General features: G+C 36.3%; 24 protein-coding genes. 11 read left to right on the top strand and 13 right to left on the bottom strand.

What is annotated here, in order from left to right; genetic code table 11:
* Window positions 1–2: 2 nt before the first annotated feature.
* Window positions 3–932 (bottom strand): GLPGLI family protein, encoded by a 930-nt coding sequence (locus JML65_RS19915; protein ID WP_202271829.1) that lies wholly within the window; start codon window positions 930–932, stop codon window positions 3–5.
* A 204-nt stretch (window positions 933–1136) separates the two neighbouring features.
* Here JML65_RS19915 and JML65_RS19910 point away from each other — a divergent pair, with 204 nt between their 5' ends.
* The 6 genes from JML65_RS19910 to sufD all read left to right on the top strand — a co-directional run bounded on the left by JML65_RS19910 (window position 1137) and on the right by sufD (window position 5954).
* Window positions 1137–1466, top strand: coding sequence for a HesB/IscA family protein (locus tag JML65_RS19910; RefSeq protein WP_047484616.1), 330 nt, complete (start codon window positions 1137–1139; stop codon window positions 1464–1466).
* 68 nt (window positions 1467–1534) lie between these two features.
* Window positions 1535–2983, top strand: coding sequence for a Fe-S cluster assembly protein SufB (gene sufB / locus JML65_RS19905; RefSeq protein ID WP_047484614.1), 1449 nt, complete (start codon window positions 1535–1537; stop codon window positions 2981–2983).
* Window positions 2984–3004: 21 nt separating this feature from the next.
* Window positions 3005–3415, top strand: a complete 411-nt coding sequence (gene uraH / locus JML65_RS19900) for a hydroxyisourate hydrolase (RefSeq protein ID WP_084086621.1) — start codon at window positions 3005–3007, stop codon at window positions 3413–3415.
* A gap of 30 nt (window positions 3416–3445) precedes the next feature.
* Entirely contained in the window at window positions 3446–4189 is a 744-nt protein-coding gene (gene sufC / locus JML65_RS19895; RefSeq protein WP_047484612.1) for a Fe-S cluster assembly ATPase SufC, read from the top strand.
* 30 nt (window positions 4190–4219) lie between these two features.
* On the top strand, window positions 4220–4612 hold the full coding sequence (locus JML65_RS19890; protein ID WP_202271828.1) for a four helix bundle protein: 393 nt from the start codon (window positions 4220–4222) through the stop codon (window positions 4610–4612).
* A 34-nt stretch (window positions 4613–4646) separates the two neighbouring features.
* Window positions 4647–5954, top strand: coding sequence for a Fe-S cluster assembly protein SufD (gene sufD, locus JML65_RS19885; protein WP_047484608.1), 1308 nt, complete (start codon window positions 4647–4649; stop codon window positions 5952–5954).
* A gap of 71 nt (window positions 5955–6025) precedes the next feature.
* Here sufD and JML65_RS19880 read toward each other — a convergent pair whose 3' ends face one another.
* A complete protein-coding gene (locus tag JML65_RS19880) occupies window positions 6026–6949 on the bottom strand; it encodes a DUF3078 domain-containing protein (RefSeq protein ID WP_047484606.1) in 924 nt (307 codons plus the stop codon).
* A gap of 240 nt (window positions 6950–7189) precedes the next feature.
* Window positions 7190–8116, bottom strand: a complete 927-nt coding sequence (locus JML65_RS19875) for a DUF3078 domain-containing protein (protein ID WP_047484604.1) — start codon at window positions 8114–8116, stop codon at window positions 7190–7192.
* A gap of 248 nt (window positions 8117–8364) precedes the next feature.
* Between JML65_RS19875 and JML65_RS19870 the strand changes: the two genes are divergently transcribed.
* The 4 genes from JML65_RS19870 (at window position 8365) to JML65_RS19855 (ending at window position 12325) form a co-directional block, all read left to right on the top strand.
* Entirely contained in the window at window positions 8365–9132 is a 768-nt protein-coding gene (locus tag JML65_RS19870) for a rhomboid family intramembrane serine protease (RefSeq protein ID WP_047484602.1), read from the top strand.
* A gap of 35 nt (window positions 9133–9167) precedes the next feature.
* Window positions 9168–10277 (top strand): DNA-processing protein DprA, encoded by a 1110-nt coding sequence (gene dprA, locus JML65_RS19865; protein ID WP_202271827.1) that lies wholly within the window; start codon window positions 9168–9170, stop codon window positions 10275–10277.
* Window positions 10278–10467: 190 nt separating this feature from the next.
* Entirely contained in the window at window positions 10468–11826 is a 1359-nt protein-coding gene (gene gdhA, locus JML65_RS19860) for an NADP-specific glutamate dehydrogenase (protein ID WP_047484598.1), read from the top strand.
* Window positions 11827–11956: 130 nt separating this feature from the next.
* Window positions 11957–12325: an iron chaperone gene (locus JML65_RS19855; protein ID WP_047484596.1), complete on the top strand. Its 369-nt coding sequence runs from the start codon at window positions 11957–11959 to the stop codon at window positions 12323–12325.
* Window positions 12326–12368: 43 nt separating this feature from the next.
* Here JML65_RS19855 and JML65_RS19850 read toward each other — a convergent pair whose 3' ends face one another.
* The 3 genes from JML65_RS19850 to JML65_RS19840 form a co-directional block, all read right to left on the bottom strand.
* Window positions 12369–12683: a hypothetical protein gene (locus JML65_RS19850; protein WP_047484594.1), complete on the bottom strand. Its 315-nt coding sequence runs from the start codon at window positions 12681–12683 to the stop codon at window positions 12369–12371.
* 113 nt (window positions 12684–12796) lie between these two features.
* A complete protein-coding gene (locus JML65_RS19845) occupies window positions 12797–13285 on the bottom strand; it encodes a YkgJ family cysteine cluster protein (RefSeq protein WP_047484592.1) in 489 nt (162 codons plus the stop codon).
* Window positions 13286–14257 (bottom strand): ion channel, encoded by a 972-nt coding sequence (locus JML65_RS19840; RefSeq protein ID WP_047484590.1) that lies wholly within the window; start codon window positions 14255–14257, stop codon window positions 13286–13288.
* Between the two features lie 157 nt (window positions 14258–14414).
* Here JML65_RS19840 and JML65_RS19835 point away from each other — a divergent pair, with 157 nt between their 5' ends.
* Window positions 14415–14795 (top strand): group III truncated hemoglobin, encoded by a 381-nt coding sequence (locus tag JML65_RS19835; protein WP_047484588.1) that lies wholly within the window; start codon window positions 14415–14417, stop codon window positions 14793–14795.
* Window positions 14796–14858: 63 nt separating this feature from the next.
* Here JML65_RS19835 and JML65_RS19830 read toward each other — a convergent pair whose 3' ends face one another.
* The 7 genes from JML65_RS19830 to JML65_RS19800 form a co-directional block, all read right to left on the bottom strand.
* Window positions 14859–15929, bottom strand: a complete 1071-nt coding sequence (locus JML65_RS19830) for a calcium:proton antiporter (RefSeq protein ID WP_047484586.1) — start codon at window positions 15927–15929, stop codon at window positions 14859–14861.
* 66 nt (window positions 15930–15995) lie between these two features.
* The gene (locus tag JML65_RS19825; RefSeq protein ID WP_202271826.1) at window positions 15996–16334 is read right to left on the bottom strand and encodes a DUF6122 family protein; all 339 of its coding nucleotides are present in this window, start codon (window positions 16332–16334) and stop codon (window positions 15996–15998) included.
* A 31-nt stretch (window positions 16335–16365) separates the two neighbouring features.
* The gene (locus tag JML65_RS19820) at window positions 16366–17601 is read right to left on the bottom strand and encodes a hypothetical protein (protein WP_202271825.1); all 1236 of its coding nucleotides are present in this window, start codon (window positions 17599–17601) and stop codon (window positions 16366–16368) included.
* Window positions 17602–19620, bottom strand: a complete 2019-nt coding sequence (locus JML65_RS19815) for a hypothetical protein (protein WP_202271824.1) — start codon at window positions 19618–19620, stop codon at window positions 17602–17604.
* Window positions 19621–19637: 17 nt separating this feature from the next.
* Entirely contained in the window at window positions 19638–20306 is a 669-nt protein-coding gene (locus JML65_RS19810) for a hypothetical protein (protein ID WP_202271823.1), read from the bottom strand.
* 133 nt (window positions 20307–20439) lie between these two features.
* Window positions 20440–21159: a DNA alkylation repair protein gene (locus JML65_RS19805; RefSeq protein ID WP_047484578.1), complete on the bottom strand. Its 720-nt coding sequence runs from the start codon at window positions 21157–21159 to the stop codon at window positions 20440–20442.
* 25 nt (window positions 21160–21184) lie between these two features.
* A complete protein-coding gene (locus JML65_RS19800; RefSeq protein WP_047484576.1) occupies window positions 21185–22471 on the bottom strand; it encodes a cation:proton antiporter in 1287 nt (428 codons plus the stop codon).
* Between the last annotated feature and the right edge of the window lie 18 nt (window positions 22472–22489).

Genomic DNA, 22489 nt, shown 5'->3' with positions numbered 1-22489 from the left:
TTTTATTTTAATTCAATAGGATTTTGGATTGACCCACTTCCAAAAGAAAAATGTTCTGCTCCTTGATTTTGCTGTACAGGAGAATCCTGATGATTTCCACCCATCCCTCCACGCATTCCTCCGCCCGGGTGGCTACCGCCTCTCATTCCTCCTCCATGTCTTCCTTCTCCTTTAAAACCCATATTCTCTCCTCCATTATTTCCAGCCATAGATTTTCTGTTTTTATTAGACTCTAGTTCCAAAGCTGCTTTATCTCCGTGGAAATTAGTTCTTGTACTTTGTTTTGCATCAGCATTTATAGGCTCCTCAAAAGCATCCTTAATCTGGATTTTCTTAACAAGATCGAACTTAAAATCTCCTTTATCATCTTCAAGCTTCACAATCAACCCCGGTAATCCTGAGAATTTGTACGGACCATCAGAAATAGCAATATCTTTCGTAAACCAGGCAGTCCAACTCCTTCCTCCAAAATTGACAACAGCTTTTTGAGCAGGATATCCATTCTGTTTTTCTACAGTTTGGGTCATTTCCCATTTCAAAGGCCTGTCTTCCTGATAATAAATTTGTTTACCGGCAGCTTTCTCATAATAATATACTTTTTGCTCCGGAATATTCTTTGAAACAAAATATTCAAAAAAAGTAGGTTCAATATGTCTCTTCCCTTCCTGTTTTGGAAAATCTTTATCTCCTTTTCTATTATTTTCTTTTATTTCCGATCTAAAAGAATTTAAAAGAGAATCTTTTTTCAATTTATTTTCACTGACAAATAAAGAACGGTTTCCTTTAATATCTAAAAAAGTTTTTTCAATTTTCATGCTCACCAGATTAATTGAATCCGGGTTCACTGAAGTTTCATAGATATACCTTGTAGTCTGTCCATAAGACGCTACCATTAAAAACAACACAAAAAAAATTAATACTTTTTGTTTCATTGTTCATTTTATTTATAGATGAAAAATAGAATTCAAGGTTAAAAGTATTCAGGTCTTTGAGAGAAAATTTATACATCTTTAACACTAATCCCAGGAATTAAAATGTCGTATTAAGATCAGAATCATTAAAATAGATATCTTCGATTTGAGATTGCGGAAATTAGTTCGTATTTTTGCCTAATTAAATCATTCTAAATAAATACAATGATAAAAGTATCAGATTACGCAAAGGAAAAAGCCATTCAGCTGATGACAGAAGATGGTTTTAACCCTGCTGAAGATTATATAAGAGTTGGTGTTAAAAGCGGCGGATGCTCTGGTTTAGAGTATGTTTTAAAGTTTGACAACCAAAAAACAGACACAGATCAGATTTTTGAAGATAATGACATTAAAATTGTTATTGATAAAAAATCTATCTTATACTTAGCAGGAACAACTCTTGAGTACTCAGGAGGATTGAACGGAAAAGGGTTTGTATTTAACAACCCGAATGCATCCAGAACATGTGGATGTGGAGAATCATTTAGTCTTTAGAGAAAAGACATTAGATACTAGAAATCAGAAATCAACCTGAAATCTAAAATCTGAAATAAAAAAAAATAATGAGTAAATATACTGAAGACGATTTAAGAGTCGATCTAGAAAATAAAAAATATGAATTCGGTTGGGAAACGAAGATTGATTATGAAGACTTCCCAATTGGTTTGAATGAGGATATCGTCCGTGCTATCTCTGCAAAAAAAGAAGAGCCTGAATGGATGACTGAATGGCGTTTGGAATCTTTCAAAATCTGGCTAAAAATGGTGGAGCCCGAGTGGGCAAACATCAAATATGAAAAGCCGGATTTTCAAGCAATCCGTTACTATGCTGCTCCAAAGGCAAAACCTGAATTGGAAAGCCTTGACGAAGTGGACCCGGAATTATTGAAAACTTTCGCAAAGCTAGGGATTAATATCGAAGAGCAGAAAAGACTTTCAGGAGTAGCTGTAGATATTGTAATAGACTCAGTTTCTGTGAAAACCACTTTCCAGGATACATTGGCTGAAAAAGGAATTATTTTCTGTTCTATTTCTGAGGCCATTAAAAACCATCCTGATTTAGTAAGAAAATATCTTGGAAAAGTAGTTCCAAGAGGAGATAACTTTTATGCAGCATTGAATTCCGCAGTATTTTCTGACGGAAGTTTCTGCTATATTCCTAAGGGAGTAAGATGCCCAATGGAACTTTCCACGTATTTCCGTATCAACCAGGCAGGAACAGGCCAGTTTGAAAGAACTCTTGTCATTGCTGATGAAGGAAGTTATGTTTCTTATCTTGAAGGATGTACTGCGCCGTCAAGAGATGAAAACCAGCTTCACGCTGCGGTTGTAGAGCTTATTGCAATGGATGATGCAGAGATCAAATACTCAACTGTTCAGAACTGGTATCCGGGTAATGAAGAAGGAAAAGGAGGCGTTTTCAACTTTGTGACAAAAAGAGGACTTTGCGAAAGAAATGCAAAAATCTCTTGGACACAGGTGGAAACAGGTTCTGCAGTAACATGGAAATATCCATCTTGTATTCTGAAAGGTGACGGATCAATCGGAGAGTTCTACTCTATCGCTGTGACAAACAATCACCAATATGCAGATACAGGTACAAAAATGATCCACATTGGAAAAAACACCAAGTCAACGATCATTTCAAAAGGTATTTCTGCAGGAAAATCTCAAAACTCATACAGAGGATTGGTAAAGGTAATGCCTACTGCTAAAGGGGCAAGAAACTTCTCTCAATGTGACTCTTTATTGATGGGTAATGAATGTGGGGCTCATACCTTCCCTTATATTGAAATCAAAGATCCTACGGCACAGCTGGAGCACGAAGCAACGACTTCGAAAATCGGAGAAGATCAGATTTTCTACTGTAACCAAAGAGGTATTGATACGGAAAGAGCAATTGCCCTGATCGTTAATGGTTTCAGCAAAGAAGTTTTAAATAAACTTCCAATGGAATTTGCTATCGAAGCACAGAAATTATTAGAAATTTCATTAGAAGGTTCAGTTGGATAGTCCACTGAGAAAATGGTCTCTATGAAAAAGTTTTTATTGTTATTTTTTGGATTCATTTTCTTAGCCTTTTCTGCTCAGGAAAAGACGGGATTTCAACTTTCAAGTCATATTCTTGACATTTCGCAGGGACAACCTGCAGGAAATGTAAAAATTGAACTGGAGAAATATAATGAAACAACCCAGCAATGGGTTTCTATAGGTAAAAAGCAAACTGATAATAATGGCAGGGTTTCAGATTTTTTACCATACCAAAAGAGCAATAATTACGGAAAATACAAACTCGTATTCTTTGTAGAAGATTATTATAAAAACAAAAAAATAGAAAGCTTCTATCCGTCTATTGAGGTAATATTCCAGATAAAAAATAACGAACATTATCATGTTCCTATTACTTTATCACCATTTGGATATTCCACATACAGAGGAAGCTAATACAATTATAAAAAGAAAAAGTTAGCAAGAATGTTACAAATAAAAGACCTTCACGCCAAAATTGAAGATGGCGCAGAAATATTAAAAGGTATTAATCTTGAAATAAAGCCGGGCGAAGTTCACGCTATCATGGGGCCAAACGGAGCTGGTAAATCCACACTTTCTTCTGTAATCGCAGGAAAAGAGGATTATGAAGTAACTGGTGGAGAAATCCTTTTCCAGGGTGAAGATATCAGTGAAGATGCTCCCGAAGACAGAGCACACAAAGGAATCTTCCTTTCTTTCCAGTATCCAGTGGAAATTCCGGGAGTCTCTGTAACGAACTTTATCAAGGCTGCTTTAAACGAAACCAGAAAAGCAAACGGACTGGGAGAAATGCCGGCAAAAGAAATGCTTGCTCTCATTCGTGAAAAGTCTGAAAAATTAGGGATCAAAAAAGATTTCCTTTCAAGATCATTAAACGAGGGATTCTCCGGAGGTGAAAAGAAAAGAAATGAGATCTTCCAGATGATGATGCTTAATCCTAAACTGGCTATTCTTGATGAAACAGATTCAGGATTAGACATTGATGCATTAAGAATTGTAGCAGATGGGGTGAATCACTTTAAAAATGAAGGAAATGCAGTTCTTTTGATTACACACTATCAAAGATTGCTTAACTATATTCAACCTGACTTTGTTCACGTTTTAGCCAATGGAAAAATCATCAAAACAGGTGATAAATCTTTAGCGTTAGAACTTGAAGAAAAGGGTTACGACTGGCTGCTTAACTAATTTGAAGTTTGCGATTTGAGATTTGAAATTATGGCAACTATAAATAATTTTGAGGATTTAGAAACATGGAAAAGATCCAGAGAATTATGCCAGAAAGTTTTCATCTCACTCGTACAAAATTCAAATTGCAGTCTAAACATTAAAAATCAAATAGACCGTTCATCGGCTTCTGTAATGGATAACATTGCAGAAGGTTTTGAAAGGGAGGGAAATAAAGAATTTATCAATTTTCTATCTATGTCAAAAGGTTCATGTGGTGAAGTAAGATCTCAATTAATCAGAGCATTTGATAGAAATTTTATTACCGAAAATGAATTTAATGATTTGAAAAAGGATTATACGGATTTATCAAAGATGATTTCCGGCTTTATAAGATATTTAAAAACTATCGAACATAATGGCAATAAATTTAACCGTCCGTAATTTCAAATCTCAAATCTCAAATTTCAAATAAACAATGAGTTTAAACGAACAAATTTTAAATAATCATAACGAATTTCTCAGTACACTTCGTCACCGTTTTTTGGATGAAACGAGAGTTCAGGCTTTAGGAAAGTTTGCAGAAACAGGTTTTCCTACCAAAAAAGACGAAGAGTTTAAATATACCAACCTAAGGGAGATCACTGAGAAAGACTACAATTTCTTTCCAAAAGAGAACCATAACATCACCAAAGAGCAGTTTGACCAACTGCATTTAGGAGAAGAAAATTTTGACTGGATCGTTTTTGTAAACGGGCAGCTTCATAAGGAACTTTCTAAGGTTTCTATTGAAAATGCAGAGTTCCTTTCATTCAATTATGCATTGAATGACGAGCAGCATAAAGAAGTTTTCGATCAGTACTTTAACAGCATTGCAGCTAAGGATTTGGCTTTCACCAATTTAAATCTTGCTTACTGCAAATATGGATTCTTTTTAAAAGTTCCTAAAAATGTGGTGATTGAAAAACCTATTCATATTTTCTATATTTCTCAGAATCAGGAAGAAAATACATTCTACAATACAAGAAACTTATTGATTGTAGAAGAGGGAGCAAAAGTGGAAGTGATTGAAAGTCACCATAATTTTGACAGTACTTATGTATTGACCAATTCCGTGACTGAGATCTTTACTTATCCAAATGCAAAAGCAGATTGGCATAAACTTCAGAACGATAACAATACCTCATATCTTATCGATAATACCTTTGCAAAACAGGAGAAAGACAGCTTAACCACTGTAAATACATTCTCTTTTGGAGGTAAATTGGTAAGAAACAACCTGGATTTCATTCATAATGGATCAAATATCAATTCATTCATGAACGGGATTACCATCATCGGAAAAGACCAGCTGGTAGACCACCATACCGCAGTTCACCACAATTTTCCAAACTGTGAAAGTTATCAGAACTACAAGGGTATCTTTGATGGCAATGCCCACGGAGTTTTCAACGGGAAAGTTTTTGTTGACAAAATTGCCCAGAAAACGAATGCCTATCAGCAAAACAACAATGTTTTATTAAGTGAAGGGGCAAGTATTGATACAAAACCTCAGTTGGAGATCTTTGCAGATGACGTAAAATGTTCTCACGGATGTACAGTAGGTCAGCTTAATGAAGACGCCCTGTTTTATCTGAGAGCAAGAGGTATCTCTAAAAAAGAAGCACAGGCACTTCTTTTATATGCATTTGCGAATGATGCGATGCAGAATATCGACATTGAGCCTTTAAAAGAAAAAATTTCAAAGCTATTGGCTGAGAAATTAGAAGTTGATTTAGAATTTTAAGACTTATATAATTGATACATAAGAAAGCACTTCAAATTGAAGTGCTTTCTTATTATGTATAGTGATTAAGATTATTTCTTAAGCCAGCCCTGGTTATCCTTGTTCTCTGAACGTTTTTTTCCGTTATCGATATTATAGGCCAACCCTACTCCTAACGTTTGTTTTAGCTGGGTTTTCTTGATCTGATTGTGGTCATATAATAAATCAAGTGTTACATTGGTAGAAATATATTTATTGATCTTCATATTAAGGACTCCACTATATCCAAGAACCAATCTGTCCGGATGATCTAAATAGTTTGAAAAAACAGACCCCGTATTGATCAGGCTGATATTCTCCATGATTTTCAGCTTGTAGATAGCTGTTCCCAGGAAACCGAATTGAAAAAGCGAAGAATCTCCATCGTTTTTAAGGCCATAAGTTCCTGCTTTTTGAAGATCTTTATCCAGAACAAAAGTCCATCTTGCGTTGGCAGGGCGAAGGGTCATCGTAAAATTATCATTAGGACGGTAGGTAACACCTGCTCCTAAATTTAAATACCCCGGTGCAAAAAAGTTTGATATTTTCTTGGCATCAGGATTGTTTCCATCCTCATATCCCGGAGCAAATTGAGTCTGAAGGCTAGCCCCCATAGAATAATACCAGTTTTTGGCAAATTCTCTACCATAGTTAGTAGAAAGATTGATAACATCCTGGGTTTTTCTTACCCCTGTACCCTGGGTGTTATTTTGGCCATATCCAAGGATAATAATGTTTTCCCAAAGATCTTTACCTTTTTCGTAAGTCAGGTTGTAATTGACACCGGCAAGCCATCCCACGTTGTTGGCTCCACCTCCTACCCAATTGGAAAAGGCAGCCTGATTAAGCATTAATGTGTTTTGCCCCTGAATAGACCAGGCTTTAACAGTATCAGCTGCAGGAGCTGCAGTTTTAGTTTCCTGTGCTGCCACAATAGCCCCAAAAGAAATGGAAGCCATCAATAAAAGTTTTTTCATAATTAATTATTTTCCTTACAAATGTATAAATAATAATTTACGCCCCGGTAATATTCACTTTAATTTGAATTTAACAAGGTTCAAATATCACATGTAACTAGTTAAAAATAAGATATTTAAAAACTTAACTCTCAGAAAATATAGAGTCTAAACTTAAAACTACTTAAGTTGACCTCACTATCATCCACAAAAAAAGCACTCCGGTTTGGAGTACTTTTCACTGATCTATATTTTTATTACCTATTTCTTAATCCACCACTGGCTGTCTTTACGGTCAGAGCGCTTCACGCCATTATCCAGCGTATAGGCAAAGCCAATTCCCAGGGTTTGTTTTAGCTGGGTTTTCTCTATTTGGTTATGATCATACAGCAAATCTAAACTTATATTGGAGGAAATATACTTATTAACTTTCAGGTTTAAAATAGCTCCGTACGCAAGCACCAACCTATCAGGACGGTCAAGATAATTGGAAAAGACAGAAGCTGTATTCGTTAAATGAATATCTTCCATAATTTTCACTTTATATATTGCCGTTCCCAAAAAACCGAACTGCAATAGTGAAGAATCACCATCATTTTTCAGACCGTAATTTCCTGCCAGCTGAAGACTTTTATCTAATACAAACGTCCATCTGGCGTTGGTAGGACGTAAAGTTACCGTCAAATCATCGTTGGGCCTGTAGGTAATACCCATACCGACGTTTACATATCCCGGGGCCATGAAATTTGAAATTTTCTTTGCCTCAGGATTATTGCCATCTTCATATCCCGGAGCAAACTGTGACTGTATGCCTGCTCCCAAAGAGAAATACCAACTCTTGGAAAATTTTCTCCCGTAGTTGGTAGAGACATTTAAAACGTCCTGAGTTTTTCTTATTCCTAAACCTTTGGTATCATTTTGTCCATATCCCATGATAACGATATTCTCCCAGAGGTCATTTTCTTTTTCATAGGTCATATTGTAATTGACGCCCGCAAGCCAACCTACATTATTCGCTCCACCACCTACCCAGTTGGAAAAGGCAGCCTGATTAAGCATTACTGTATTTTTTCCTAACACTGACCAGTATTTTACTGTGTCTACCACTACAGAATCTTTTTTCAATTCTTCTTGTGCACTTACATAAATCCCTATGAAAAAGGAAAGAATTAATAAAAACCGCTTCATTTTCTAAAAATTTTCAATGCAAAAATATTAAATATAATTTTTTTTAAAGGTTAATTGATCTTCAAAAAATTCATTTTTCATCAGATTTTAGCCTCAATAATGTAGTGTATAAATAAATTCAATGCCAAAATACTCGTTTCATAAAATAAAATTGATACCTTTTGTCTTAAAATCAGGTAAGTAGAATATGATTCATCGACAAATTTTCCGAAATTTATCGTTGGCTTTTGATTTGACATAAAATCTACATGTTTAAAAATGTACTTTCCAAAAGAGCGATTATATACCCCTTGCTGATGCTTTCAGCAATGTGGTTCGGATACTTTTTACAGATGCGCGGCTTTTTTGGAAGTTGCTTTGGGGCTATTATCCCTTTAGTACCCGAAGGATTGTTGGGGGTGATCACGTCTCCCCTTTTACATGGAAATATAGATCATATCATAGGAAACTCCATTCCTATTGCTGCCCTGATGTTTCTGCTGTACCAGTTTTATCCTTTAGTAGCCAATAAGGTCTTTATTATCGGCTGGCTGGCAACAGGGCTTTTGGTCTGGCTTCTTCCCCCTATCGACATTCTTACCGGTGATTATATGTACACCTGTACCATAGGAGCCAGTGGTGTGGTATACGTTCTTGCTTTTTTCCTTTTCTTCAGCGGAGTATTTAAGTGGAATACAAAGCTGCTTACCATATCATTGCTTGTCGTACTGTATTATGGAAGTTTAATTTGGGGAATGCTTCCTGAGGAGCTGTTCTATACGATGCAGGAGCCGAGTAAAATCTCCTGGCAGGCTCACCTTTCCGGTGCAGTCGTAGGAAGTATTATTGCTTTTGCTTTTAAAAATGTAGGCGAAAAAAAGAAAAAATATATCTGGGAATTTCCTAATTATTATAGTGAAAAGGATGACAAATTGTGGCAGGAATATAAAGAAAACCATCCTGAAGATTTTCTGGAATTACCTTATAAAAAGAGAGATGATATCTGGAATCATTTGGAGGAATTAAGAAAGAAGTAAAAGCTTATTTTTACTACATTTGAAAAAAAACACACATGATTTCCGAAGAATATTTATATGCCATCGCTCTCCGCGAATGCAGCCAGATTGGTGACATTAATTTTTATAAACTTGTCCGGGCTTTTGGAAGTGCAGAAGAAGCATGGAAAAGGAGCAAAAAAGAATATAAAAAACTGGAAGGAATGGGATCAAAAACCGTTTCTGACATTGGAAATAAAGAACATCTGGATTTTGCAGAAAAAGAATTAAAATTTTGCGAAAAAAATAATATCCAGATCAAACTCAGACATCTTAAAGAAATTCCCCAACACCTTCATGAATGTCAGGATGCTCCTGCCATAGTCTATCAAAAGGGGAAGCTTGATGATTCACTTCGCAAGGTAAGCATAGTAGGAACCCGGAATATGACCACTTATGGCCGGCAATTTATTCATGATTTCTTTGAAGCTACCCGTTCTGCTCCATTTTTATCCGTAAGTGGTCTTGCATTGGGAGTAGATAAAGAGGTGCATGAACAATCTATTCACTACCGAAAACCCACCGTAGCAGTACTTGCTCATGGTTTTCAGTTTTTATATCCGGCCAACAACAGAAAACTGTCAGAAAAAATTCTTCAGGAGGGAGGAGTATTGCTTACCGAATTCAGCTCAACCAGAAAACCGGACCGGGAAAATTTCATTCAAAGGAACAGAATTGTGGCAGGAATTTCCCCTTCCACCATTGTTGTAGAAACGGGATTCGGAGGAGGATCTGTGAGTACGGCAACTTTTGCCAATGACTACAACAGGGATGTTTTTGCGCTTCCGGGAAAAATTACTGACGCTTACAGCCAAGGTTGTAATCAATTGATTTTCCATCATAAAGCAACTGCTATTTCAACCCTGAAAGACCTTATCAATCTACTGGGATTGAATGATCCCCCGGAGAAAATCGAAGAGCTTTTCCCATACAGTGAATCTGTCATACAATTAACTGATATTCAACAGACAATATATCAATACATAAAAGAGAATCCACAGATATCTTTAGACGATCTTTCGCTGGAAATTGAAATTTCCTCACACAAAATTTTACCAATCATTTTAGAATTGGAGCTTTTAGGGAAAGTAAAATCATTTTCCGGGAGGCAATTTATCGCAATTTAAGAATTAACGATTTCTTAATATTGCATTATTTCATACATAACATTTCATTTTTAATAAAATTTAATAGCAAATTATTAATTTAATAATATTCTGAAACATTATTATTTAATTTTCAACAATGTTAAAATAGAGTGTTGTGAATCTTGAAAAAAAAATTAAATTTGTTGACAATAATATTCAACCTTAATATATGGAACAATATAATATTGACCAGAAAATCCAAGAGTTTATTGCAAAAATTGAAGCAAAAAATCCTAACGAACCGGAATTTTTACAGGCTGTAAAAGAAGTTGCCGTAACAGTAATTCCGTTCATTGCTACCAAAAAAGAATATACCGGAATGAAGCTGCTTGAAAGAATGGCTGAAGCTGAAAGAATCATTATTTTCAGAGTTCCATGGGTTGATGACAAAGGAGAGATCCAGGTTAACAGAGGTTTCAGAATTCAAATGAACTCTGCTATTGGACCATACAAAGGGGGAATTCGTTTCCATCCTACAGTTAACTTATCTGTTCTTAAATTCTTAGCTTTCGAGCAGGTATTCAAAAACTCATTAACAACCCTTCCAATGGGTGGTGGTAAAGGAGGTTCAGATTTTGATCCACAAGGTAAATCTGATATGGAAGTAATGCGTTTCTGCCAGGCTTTCATGACAGAGTTATGTAAGCACATTGGTCCTGAAACGGATGTACCTGCTGGAGATATCGGTGTAGGAGCAAGAGAAATCGGATACCTATTCGGACAATATAAGAAAGTTAGAAACGAATTTACAGGAGTTCTTACCGGAAAAGGTCTTGCTTACGGAGGTTCATTGATCCGTCCTGAAGCTACCGGATATGGTGTAGTATACTTCGCTGAGCAGATGCTTAAGACGATTGGACAAGATTTCAAAGGTAAAACAGTAACGGTATCAGGTTTCGGAAACGTAGCTTGGGGAGTTATCAAAAAAGCAACTGAACTGGGTGCTAAAGTAGTAACTATCTCAGGACCGGACGGATACATCTATGATAAAGACGGTATTAGCGGAGAAAAAATTGATTATTTATTAGAATTAAGATCTTCAGGAAACAACAGAGCTGAAGACTATGCTAAAAAATATCCTTCTGCTGAATTCCACGCTGGGAAACGTCCTTGGGACATCAAGTGTGATGTTGCCTTCCCTTCTGCAACTCAGAATGAATTAGATTTAGAAGACGCTAAGAAATTGGTTGAAAGCGGATGTCTTTGTGTAACTGAAGCAGCTAACATGCCTTCTACACTGGATGCCATCAACTATTTCCTTGATAATAAAGTATTATTCTCTCCTGGTAAGGCTTCCAACGCTGGAGGTGTTGCTACCTCAGGACTGGAGATGACTCAGAACTCTATCCGTTTAAACTGGACTTCTGAAGAAGTAGACGCAAGATTAAAGGAGATCATGATCGGTATCCACAAAGCTTGTAGAGACTACGGAAAAGACGAAGACGGTTATGTAAACTACGTAAAAGGTGCAAATATTGCCGGCTTCGTAAAAGTAGCAGAAGCAATGTTGGCTCAGGGAGTTGTATAACATAAAAATATAAGGTTGGGAAAAAATCCCGACCTTTTTTGATACAGCCTGTTCCCGGGATAATGGGAAAAAAGTAAAAAGTGAAAGGAGAAAGTGCTGCTATATGCAGCACTTTTTTTATTTTTATTTTATGACAAATACCTTCAAAAATACCAACGAATATTTCCTGCTGTTTCCGGAAGAAACTCAGGAGAAATTAGAGGAACTGAGAAAAAACATCCTTGCTCAGTCTCCTGACCTGGAAGAGTATATAGGCTACCAAATGCCGGCTTTCAAATATAAAGGAAAGCCATTGGTCTATTTTGCAGCGTATAAGAATCATATTGGCTTTTACCCTGGTGCTGAGGGGATAAAAACTTTTGAGAAGGATTTTAAAGAAGGAAATTACAAGTTTTCGAAAGGAGCGGTACAGTTTCCCATTACAAAGGATTTACCTCTTGATTTAATCCGAAGGATAGTAGCATTCAGAATCATAGAAATTGATCAAAAAAAATCCTGAAATACTAGATTTCAGGATTCCTTCTGGTGTTTACTAAAATGTTTTACTTTTTCTTTTTACTTTTCTTCTCTTCTTTAGTTGCTTCTGCAGGCTTAGTCGCTTCCGCAGTGCTTCCCGTACTTACTGTAGCATCCGCTGCAGGAGTAGCCGTAGAAGCATCCGCTGTAGTTGTTTGTTTTTGCCCGCTGGTTGTTGATGAGGTGCTCCAGTCTGTGGTAGTCTGTGGACTCTGTTGTTGTGTTTGAGTTGTCGTTTGGTTACTAGTAGTAGTTTCAGCTGGCTTCTGTGTTTGTGTTTGAGCCGATACTGCGATTACTCCGACTAATGTAAACGCTGCCGTTAAAAATAACTTTTTCATAATGTAATATTTAAATGATTGTTTAAACTAAACGACACATCATTTATAAAATTATCCATAAAGGTCTTATTTAACGTACTTTATAATTATTTAAGAGGAATTAGTAAAATATTCTATTTCGTAATGTTTTTCATCATTTTTTCCACAAATTCAAAAGCAGCCGGACAGATCACTGTATTTTTCAGCATCAGATGATTGATCTGGTAAATCTTTTTACGATCGGTATGAGGGTATTCTCTGCAGGCTTTCGGTCTTACTTCATAGATAGAGCAGGTATTGTCATTATTCAGAAAAAAACATGGAAGATTCTGCAGTACTTTGTCGTTATCTTCATCCACTCTCAGAAATTTCGCTTCAAAATCCGCCTGCTTCATTCGCAGGTGTTTTGCTATACGTTCAATATCCTTTTCAGTATATAAAGGTCCGGTTGTTTTACAGCAATTGGCACATTGCAAACAGTCTATCTCTTCAAAAACTTCTTCATGGGTTTCCTGAACAACATAATCCAGATTTTTGGGAGGTTTCTTCTTTAATCCATCCAAAAACTTTTTATGTTCTTTCTGCTTTTGTAAAGCCTGTTTTTTATAAAAATCTAAGTCCATTTATTCTTTATTTCTTACCGAAGCGGTAAGTTCTTCCTTTTGATATTCATTAATTTTATCCAGATCTAAAATTGTTGTCTGATTATCTTTATTCGGATAATACATGGGAACAAATCTGGCTCCGTATATAATTTCTCCCGTCACATAGGAAGACCTCTGAACGACTGTATTGGAGAAAACTTCATCAAACGCACGAACCTGAACAATAAGCTCAATATCTGTAGCATTAAAATCTTCTTCTGAAAATCCATAAAACGGTGAATTTTCATCTATTTTATGAACTACGGTCCAGTTTAATGCCAGGGTATTGATTTTGCTTAAATGGGTCTCTAATCTATAAAAATTGCTTTTGGGAACACCATTCTCAATCACTTCAATTGCAGCGGACACTATAACATCAGCATCCGTAAGGGCATTGTTTTTATATGGTGCAAGTCTGAACATCAATGCTGCGGCATCCTGAAAAGGGGCAATGACAGCAATATCAGAAAATCTTAAATAAGCCCTGGGTCTTGAGAATCTCCCGTAAAAAAGTCCGGTAGCGATGGCAAAGGTAAGCAATCCTAAAAAAGCCTCGAAAGTAGCCACTAAACTGGCCATAAAACCCACAGGGGCAATTCTCCCATACCCTACTGTTGTAAATGTCTGCGAACTGAAGAAGAATACGTCAATGAATTCGTTAAGAGGATCACTCTTATCTATTCCTGTGAGATGTTCTACTCCAATGATATAATAGATCATTGCAAACACCAGATTAATCAGGATATAGGCTACAACCAGATAGGAAATAAAGCGGAAGGATGACAGGTTCAGCATCGTATGATACCAGCTTAACCTATTGAAAACGTTCACCCCGGTTCTCTGAACATTCGGAAGCCCATCTTTATTGATAAATCTTCCTGATGCATTACTTCCGAAGCCACTGTTTTCCGTATTTTTCTGACGGATTTTTTTTCTGAATCCTCTTGTCATTTTCTGTATTTTTTCTCAGTTAAAGAACTTCAGGAATTTTTGAATCAGCAAATCTTCTGTTCGTCTTTACTTCGGTACAAAGATAAAATATTGTTTTCATGAAATTTATCAATCTTATGATTTGATTTTTAAATTGATTTTGCAGTACATTTGAAATATGAAAAAGCTGGAGTCAAGAGAAGATATTGAGCACCTTGTCAATTCATTTTACACCAAAGTTGTTAAAGATGAAACTATTGGATTCTTTTTTAATGATATTGCCAAAGTAAATTGGGATCAGCATCTTCCGAAAATGTATTCTTTTTGGGAATCTATTCTTTTTGGACAGATGACGTATAAAGGAAATCCCATGGGTGTACATTTCCCCATCAATGAGCTGCAGGCTATGGAACAAAAACACTTTGATCAATGGCTGAAACTCTGGCGAACCACTATTGAAGAAAACTTTGTGGGTGAAAATGCCGACATGGCCATCTACAAATCTGAAAATATTGCCAAATTAATGGCATTTAAAATGGAATTAGCCAGAAGACTCTAGTACAATTCCAAGTTTGGAATAAAACTTCAGCGAAGAGCTTTGCCCATAAAGAATTCCCTTTTCTTAAGGAACAATTACCGTAAAGATATAGGCTGCCAGATTGACTAAAAGAACGGTTCCGTACAGGATATTTGTTTTCCCCCTGCTCAACGAAAGCATGACAATAAATACAGATAACGAAAGCAGGATAATATCTTTTTTGTCCAATCCCAGTACCAATGGGATGTCATACATGATGCATACCGCTGATACCGCCGGAATGGTCAACCCTATACTTGCCAGCGCCGAACCTAACGCCAGATTTAAACTTGACTGTATCTGATTGGCTCTCGCAGCACGTATGGCGGCAACTCCTTCAGGAAGAAGCACTACAGCAGCAATAATTACCCCTACCAAAGACTTTGGAGCTCCCAGGCTCTGTACCATCTCTTCAATAGTATTCGAAAGTCCTTTTGCCATTAAAACGACAATGATAAGACAAATCACCAAAAAGGCAAAGCTTATGAATGTCTTCGTTAATGTGGGAATATAATGTTCTTCAGGATGCTCATCAGGAACGATGAAATAGCTTCTATGGCGTACTGTCTGTACCATCAGGAATACTCCGTAAATAGCGAGACAGGCAATGGAAATAAAAATAAGCTGTGCTTCATTATAAAAAGGACCATTCACACTGGAAGTAAAATTAGGAAGCACAAGGGTCAGTACCAGAATGGAAACGATACTCACCAGGTAAGTGGTGGCAGAAGTTCTTGCAAAGAACTGTTCATGGTATTTTACGCCGCCTACCAGAATACATATACCTAAAATCCCATTCAGGATAAGCATTACTGCGGCAAAAACGGTATCTCTGGCCAGCGTGATCGCCTGATCTCCGCCGGCTACCATCAGTGAGATGATGAGTGCCACTTCAATAATGGTGATACATAAAGCCAGAATGATACTTCCAAAAGGCTCTCCTACTTTATGAGCGACAACCTCGGCATGATGTACTGCCGATAAAACGCTTCCAATAAGAAAAATCCCCGCAATGATGTCATATATAACACCACCTCCCATGAGTCCGGAAAAATAGTAACCGACCGTAAGGACAGGAAAAATATAAGTATAATGTAAAAGTTCTTTGAATCTCATAAAGTGATTACAAAATACGAAAAATCTATAAAATTCGGAAGGTTAAAAGGAAATATTAATGATATTTTAATGAGTCCACAGGGTAAAGTCCTGAAAATCCGTCAGCATATGAAACAAAAGCCCAACGGCCGCAATTCTGACATTCCCTTTAAAAAACAGCATCAAAACATATACTGCAATTGCATAATAGGAATGTAAAATATGAAAACCTATACTGTTTCTTGATGGATCAAATATGGGATTGGCAAAAAGGTGATCCAGATCTACAAGCATCGTAGCCAGCATAATAAGATATGCCTTTTTCCAGTTTTTACGAAAAAAAATCAGCGCAATAAACACCGGGAAAACCAGATGTAAAAAATAATGTGTGATCTGTTTTAGTAAGAGAACTTCTGATGGAGCCATTAGTATAGGGTCATTTTTAGGATGAAAGATTTTACCATCGCAAAATTAAGGGTAATTTTCCATTCTTCACCTTTACTTTGACCCAATAATTTTGAGCTTCATTACCATAAAAGACATAATCTATATCAGAAATGATTCTTTTTTCAGTTTTACTTAAAGTACTTAAAGAAGAGAACAGCATTTCACTGTTTCTGATGAAGATATAGTTTTTTTCAAGTTTTGGAGACTGCTGTATTGGTTTTCTGGTAGACCTTACAACAATTCCGGCAGTATCTCTACTGGCATTATTGGGCTGAAATGGAATAGCTGTGAATTGATTCTGGGCATTGATCCATTTTTTAGTTTGAAAATACTCCCAGGTTTTTTCAGGAACCCGGCTTTGAAAATCAATAATATAGTTCGGCTGTATAATCTTCTGATACGCTTTTGTTTCAATCTCGTTAAAGTTATCATCATAACCAAACGTGATAATGGTATCATTTACCTGCTCAAGATCTGCAGTTACCTTAACATGGTTGATCTGTAGTGAATCTCCTTTATTTACACCAAAAAAATGAGTATAGTTTTTTATGTTGTCAGCATTTAATTCTGCTTCTAAAAAATGATTTCCTTGTTGTAATTTTGAGACAACCGCATTGACTATTTCCGGATTGGAGTTATTTTTTATTTCAATTTCATCATCTTTCAGCTCAATGGAAAAACTTTGGATTTTCTGCCCTGCAAGAAAAGAAATACTCCCTGCTGTATTTTGAATAAACTGATCTGCATTTAAAATGCTTTTGAAGGAAGTCTGAAAAACCTGTTTGTTTATGAGTCCAAGACCTGAACCGGAGGTTCCTACAATACAGTTTTCGCCTTCTATACTTAGAAAAACATGATCCTTTTGGAAAATATTCTTTCCTTTACTGATAAACTTTTGCTGCTTTAAAAACGCAGTAAATTTCTGCGGGTCTTTAAGTTCTATGATACTATACCATTCTGAAGCCCGCCCGCCTTTAAGGTGGAAAATCTGTAAAAAATCAGGGATTTTAATTCCCGAATCTTTTAGGGAAGCTGAAGTTTTCCCTTTTGTTTTACTACCCCATTGTGAAGGGTGCGTGATCAGGCTGAAAATATATTGCCTCGTCAGATTCTTTACGTCTATTAAAACCACTGCATCAGCGTTTTCAGGAATGAACCTGAGCTTCTTGTCCTTATAGAAAAGTACAAAACAAACGGTAACAGCCAGCAACAGAATTAACGGGGCAATAACTTTCTTTTTATTCATCTACAATACCGGTGTTTTTTTCTCTGAATCTTTTATTTTAAAAATCTCATTAAACAGATCAAAGAAATACATCAGACTGTTTTCAGAAGAATTTTTAATATTATAGTCCATTTCTGTTTGTATGCTCTCACCTTTCACTTCGGTTTTATAATACAGTTCTCCTACATTTTTTCTAAACAGATCCACTGTTTTTCTTTCTGAAGGACTTTTAAACTCTTTATCTAAACCGATTAGAAGTTTCTGAAGATCCAACCTTCCCGACAAAGGATATCTGGATGAATCTTTTGCCCATTTTCTGGAAACTTCAGACTGACTGTTAGCGGTGATATTATCCTGAGAACTCGTAAGATAGACCACACCATCTTTTACGATAAAGAACAACTGATCAAGATATCCTTCTTTTTTATCGTCTTTAAAAGCGTAAAAGTTTCCTACTTTCGAGAAGTTTTTAGCCAGCTTTTTATTCGTTGTCAATACATTGAAAATACGGTTCCAGTAGCCTTCATTCTCTGTAGCAAATGCAAACGTGAAATTAGGAACTGCTACATCTTTGGTTTTCTTAACCTCCTTTTCGTTATAGTCCTCATCATATTCATAATCAGTATAGTCTACTTTTTTCGATTTCAGCTCATTCAAAACAAAAATTCCGTTTCCTGGGGCTATTTTAGTAATGGCTTCTTCATCCAAAACAATTTTCATCGTTTCCATGATCAGCTCTACTTCATTTTTATATTTCGCATCTCCCGAATCCTGAATAAGACTGTATATGGCATCAAAAACTTTCCCTCCGTTTACATTAACGGCATAGTACCCGATACTCTTTTCATTGATAAGGTCCAGCAGCTTTCTGTTCTTTTTTCCTTTATAAATTGACGAGATATTTTTTTGCATCTCAGCATTTTTATGCTGGTAATTATTCACCAGCTTTACTTTATCCTTGTCAAAGTATAAGTTATAAGCAGAGTTTGAGTTGTACATATTCTGGAAAACCTGTCCAAAATCGTAGCGTTTCATCGCTTTACCGTAGATTCCATCATTAACGATTTTTCCGTAGTCCGTATAGACGAAAACATCAGAATTCGCATCTTTGAAAGTCAACATTTCTTTAGAAGCTTCCACTTCCAGGTTGGAGCTGAAATATTTGTCAAAATGAGCTTCAGCATATTTTTTTACAATCTTGAAATTCTCTCTGCGGATAGAATCCTGTTCTTTTTGGTAAGCTTTATCAGACTCAGAGTCATCATACTCCGGACCATAATTTTCCTCTACTTCTGGTTCCGGACTCAAAACATTCTCTTTTTCTTTAGGATACTGATGGTGTTTTTGCAGGTATTTGATATCCTTCTGAATTCTTGCAATTTCCGTGTTATTATCTTTGATGCTTTCTCTCAGGTATTTAATATCTTCTTTGAGAATTTTTATTTCATCTTTATAATCAAACGGCTTTTCCAATTCTTCGGCATAGACTGTGTCAACAACAGCACTATCAACCGCGATGGCAACACTGTCCGCAACTGTTGCCGCTTCATCGTTCCAGAGATCTTTATAGGGTTTAGTGTAGCTGATCATGCTAAGAACTGCACGGCTTCCATTCCATGCAACAAAAATATCATCATCTATATCAACGTAAGAATAATTATTTTTTTGGGATGTTTCCTGTCCTTTTTTCTTCACGGAATTAATGAATTCCTGAAATTTTTCTTTATTATCGATGATAAAATGAGTATGATAGGTCTTGATAGAATCATTAAAACTGGCATAGTGATACTGAACAGCATCGTATTTAATTCCGGTTTTAGAATAATCCGTCCATGAAGGCTTTTCTTTGCTCTTTTTACTTAGCTCGTGCAGCAAAGGATTAAGTTTATTCCAATTGATTTTGTTATTAAGTTGCTTCCCATTGACTTCCATATAAAATACGACATCATTCGGAACTTTCATACTATTTTGGGCTAAAGCCATGGTAAAACCAAAGACTAAGAAAATAATTTTCTGTATTTTTAAAACTATAGATTTCATGGTTGAATATTAGAAATTTATTGGAAAAGAATTGTATTTTGTAATTGTTTTTTCTGAAGAATTACATCTAAGATATCAGCGTCCATCTTTACAGCCTTTTTATTTGGAGAAAGCTGATAAGCGGTATTGGTCTGAGATTTCACAGCACTTTCAAACTGCATTACAGAAGTATATGTAGCACCATTAAAGACTTCTCTGTCGGCTTTACTCATCTTGTCGTAATCCGTTTTGAATGTATTCACTTTGTTTCTCATCAATACCTTTTTCTCAAGATTCTGACTGTAAATCTGTGTAGGGATCATTTTACCCAGTATATTCTGAGCTTTCAGCTTCTCTAGCCCGGCATTGATGTTTTCAATTTTCTTGAAATTACAGCTCAGCTTGATGATATAATTATCAAAGTCCATCGAAGTCTTCACATTAGTGATTCCCGGTGTTCCTTTGAAAATTTTAGTGGCTTCATTGATTTTATTTTCAATTTCTGACTTCTTGGGAACTTTTTTTCCATTAATCGTTTCCATTTTAGAAATTGAAGCGAGTCGTGTCTTGCTTTTGCTCGCATTAAGAATAATAGTATACTCCCCTGTTCCGTCAGCTTTTAGATTAATCTTGTCTAAAATATCAAAACAACTTGTCAGCAATAGTAAAGGCAAAAACAGAATACATAGCTTAAGAATATTTTTCATGTTTGGGTTTAAGACAACAAAACTACTCAATTTCGGCCTTAAATCCTTACAGTCTTTGATTTTTTGGACATAAATAGCTGTTTTCAGGTAGTTTTTTAAGACATACAATGATGCTATTATTGTTTCCGTTTTTTCAGATTTGTCCTTTCAAATAATTCTGGCGAAGATCCTCGTCCAGCTTTTCAATAGCATACCGAAGGCAAGTTCTCGGCATTTCTTTATAATACAGATTCAGATAACTGATTAATTCTCTTTCATTTTTATTCCCCATTTCCCTTAATAACCATCCGTTTGCTTTATGCATCAGATCATGGGTATGTTTCAGGTTTCTGGTCACCAATTCTTTGGTAAGATCAAATGATCCTTTTTTTACGTAATGCATAGTTCCCACCACAGCAATTCTCTTATGCCACATTTCTTCAGATTCTGAAAGGTCTCTCAGAAGGTATTCTTTCTGATTTTCGAAGGCATATCTGCCCAGAATTTTATAGCAGCTTGAGTCCACCAGATCCCAATTGTTAACATAGGGAAGATGGTGAAGATAAAAAACCACTATTTCATCTTTCATTGCCTGATCTTTTGTTTTTTCAAACTTTAAAATCAGCATAAAGAGAGCCGTGAGCCTGTGTTCGTGATATTCCGAAGCCAACAGCTCGCTTAATTCCTTTAAGTTGATTTTTGAATAGTATTCTTTAGCTACAGACCTTTGATCCGGAACCGTCACTCCTAAAAATAAATCTCCTTCTCCATATTCTCCCTTTCCGGTTTTGAAGAATCTTGGAAAAAATTCAGCTTTCTCGGGAATTGATAAAACGGCTAATGCCTCCTGTATTTCTTTGACAATACTACTCATATTGAACCGCTGTTAGTGTGACATATTACGCTTTGTCTTCCAGCACCACCGCCTCCTGTTCTTCTTCTTCCTTTGCAATCTTATTAGGATTGGCAACTTTGGCAATAGTAAGCCCCTGAACAATAATAGAGAATACTACCACGCAATATGTGATACTTAGAATGATCTCACTGTATTCGCTTTTAGGAATAGACATCGCCAGTGCGATAGACACCCCACCACGAATTCCTCCCCAAACCAGTACTTTTACGGTCTGCGGACTAAAGCTTCGTCTCAAAGAGGTGAATTTCGTAGGTCCCCAGATGGAAATAAACCGGGCAAACAAAACCACAACAATGGCTAATACTCCTGGAATCATAAAGTGTTTCAGATCTTTAATCATCAAAAGCTCGAACCCGATAAACAGGAATAATACAGCATTCAGGATCTCATCAATCAGTTCCCAGAATTTAATCAAATAATCCTGCGTAACAGATTTCATTTTGAAACTCCTGTTAAAATTCCCCATAAATAATCCTGCCGCAACCATCGTCAACGGACCGGAAATATGCATTTGTCTTGCAATAAGATAACCACCCATTACCACAGAAAGCGTTACCAGTACGGAAATAATATAATCATCCACTTCACGCATCAGCCTGGAAGTAACCCATCCCAGTAAAACCCCAAGTAAAATACCTCCTCCCGCTTCATGAAGCAAAAGCAATCCGATATTTTCAACACTTAAATCTACTTCTTTTCCGACTGCCAGCTGTAAAACCACTGTAAAGACTACAACCGCCATACCGTCATTGAAAAGAGATTCACCGGCTACTTTTGTTTCGAGTGATTTGGAAACCTTAGCCTGTTTCAGAACACTCAGAACTGCTACAGGATCCGTAGGAGAAATTAATGCTCCAAATACCAGACAGAAAATAAAAGGAAGTTTAATTCCTACATAAGGCAGTAAGTAAAACATTCCAAAACCTACAACAAAAGTGGAAATGACAACACCCGCCGTAGAAAATATCAATACCGGCCTAAACTGCTCCTTAAGATCATTGATGTTAATATGAATTCCTCCTGCAAAAAGAAGAAAATTAAGCATTGCTCCCATCAGAACCTCTGTAAAATCAATACTGTTCATCAGGTTATGAAGATGTCCGAAGGTTCTTGGAAGAACCGATTCTCCGAACAATACCAGGAAAATAGAAACCACAATGGCAATAACCATTATTCCGATGGTACTTGGAAGTTTAAGGAACCTATAGTTAAGATAGGCGAATATTGATGCTAATACGATTAATGCTGAGAATGAATAATATAACTCCACTAAGTGTTTTTTAAATTA

This window comes from Chryseobacterium sp. KMC2, assembly GCF_016756935.1.
In the GTDB taxonomy this organism is placed as follows: Bacteria; Bacteroidota; Bacteroidia; order Flavobacteriales; family Weeksellaceae; genus Chryseobacterium; species Chryseobacterium rhizosphaerae.
Note: the sequence above shows the minus strand (reverse complement) of the source record. Positions and strands in the feature narration are given on the sequence as shown.

Excerpts from the sequence above, each read along its gene's own strand:
- JML65_RS19915 (WP_202271829.1), bottom strand. The coding sequence starts at position 932 with ATGAAACAAAAAGTATTAATTTTTTTTGTGTTGTTTTTAATGGTAGCG.
- JML65_RS19910 (WP_047484616.1), top strand. The coding sequence starts at position 1,137 with ATGATAAAAGTATCAGATTACGCAAAGGAAAAAGCCATTCAGCTGATG.
- sufB (WP_047484614.1), top strand. The coding sequence starts at position 1,535 with ATGAGTAAATATACTGAAGACGATTTAAGAGTCGATCTAGAAAATAAA.
- uraH (WP_084086621.1), top strand. The coding sequence starts at position 3,005 with ATGAAAAAGTTTTTATTGTTATTTTTTGGATTCATTTTCTTAGCCTTT.
- sufC (WP_047484612.1), top strand. The coding sequence starts at position 3,446 with ATGTTACAAATAAAAGACCTTCACGCCAAAATTGAAGATGGCGCAGAA.
- JML65_RS19890 (WP_202271828.1), top strand. The coding sequence starts at position 4,220 with ATGGCAACTATAAATAATTTTGAGGATTTAGAAACATGGAAAAGATCC.
- sufD (WP_047484608.1), top strand. The coding sequence starts at position 4,647 with ATGAGTTTAAACGAACAAATTTTAAATAATCATAACGAATTTCTCAGT.
- JML65_RS19880 (WP_047484606.1), bottom strand. The coding sequence starts at position 6,949 with ATGAAAAAACTTTTATTGATGGCTTCCATTTCTTTTGGGGCTATTGTG.
- JML65_RS19875 (WP_047484604.1), bottom strand. The coding sequence starts at position 8,116 with ATGAAGCGGTTTTTATTAATTCTTTCCTTTTTCATAGGGATTTATGTA.
- JML65_RS19870 (WP_047484602.1), top strand. The coding sequence starts at position 8,365 with ATGTTTAAAAATGTACTTTCCAAAAGAGCGATTATATACCCCTTGCTG.
- dprA (WP_202271827.1), top strand. The coding sequence starts at position 9,168 with ATGATTTCCGAAGAATATTTATATGCCATCGCTCTCCGCGAATGCAGC.
- gdhA (WP_047484598.1), top strand. The coding sequence starts at position 10,468 with ATGGAACAATATAATATTGACCAGAAAATCCAAGAGTTTATTGCAAAA.
- JML65_RS19855 (WP_047484596.1), top strand. The coding sequence starts at position 11,957 with ATGACAAATACCTTCAAAAATACCAACGAATATTTCCTGCTGTTTCCG.
- JML65_RS19850 (WP_047484594.1), bottom strand. The coding sequence starts at position 12,683 with ATGAAAAAGTTATTTTTAACGGCAGCGTTTACATTAGTCGGAGTAATC.
- JML65_RS19845 (WP_047484592.1), bottom strand. The coding sequence starts at position 13,285 with ATGGACTTAGATTTTTATAAAAAACAGGCTTTACAAAAGCAGAAAGAA.
- JML65_RS19840 (WP_047484590.1), bottom strand. The coding sequence starts at position 14,257 with ATGACAAGAGGATTCAGAAAAAAAATCCGTCAGAAAAATACGGAAAAC.
- JML65_RS19835 (WP_047484588.1), top strand. The coding sequence starts at position 14,415 with ATGAAAAAGCTGGAGTCAAGAGAAGATATTGAGCACCTTGTCAATTCA.
- JML65_RS19830 (WP_047484586.1), bottom strand. The coding sequence starts at position 15,929 with ATGAGATTCAAAGAACTTTTACATTATACTTATATTTTTCCTGTCCTT.
- JML65_RS19825 (WP_202271826.1), bottom strand. The coding sequence starts at position 16,334 with ATGGCTCCATCAGAAGTTCTCTTACTAAAACAGATCACACATTATTTT.
- JML65_RS19820 (WP_202271825.1), bottom strand. The coding sequence starts at position 17,601 with ATGAATAAAAAGAAAGTTATTGCCCCGTTAATTCTGTTGCTGGCTGTT.
- JML65_RS19815 (WP_202271824.1), bottom strand. The coding sequence starts at position 19,620 with ATGAAATCTATAGTTTTAAAAATACAGAAAATTATTTTCTTAGTCTTT.
- JML65_RS19810 (WP_202271823.1), bottom strand. The coding sequence starts at position 20,306 with ATGAAAAATATTCTTAAGCTATGTATTCTGTTTTTGCCTTTACTATTG.
- JML65_RS19805 (WP_047484578.1), bottom strand. The coding sequence starts at position 21,159 with ATGAGTAGTATTGTCAAAGAAATACAGGAGGCATTAGCCGTTTTATCA.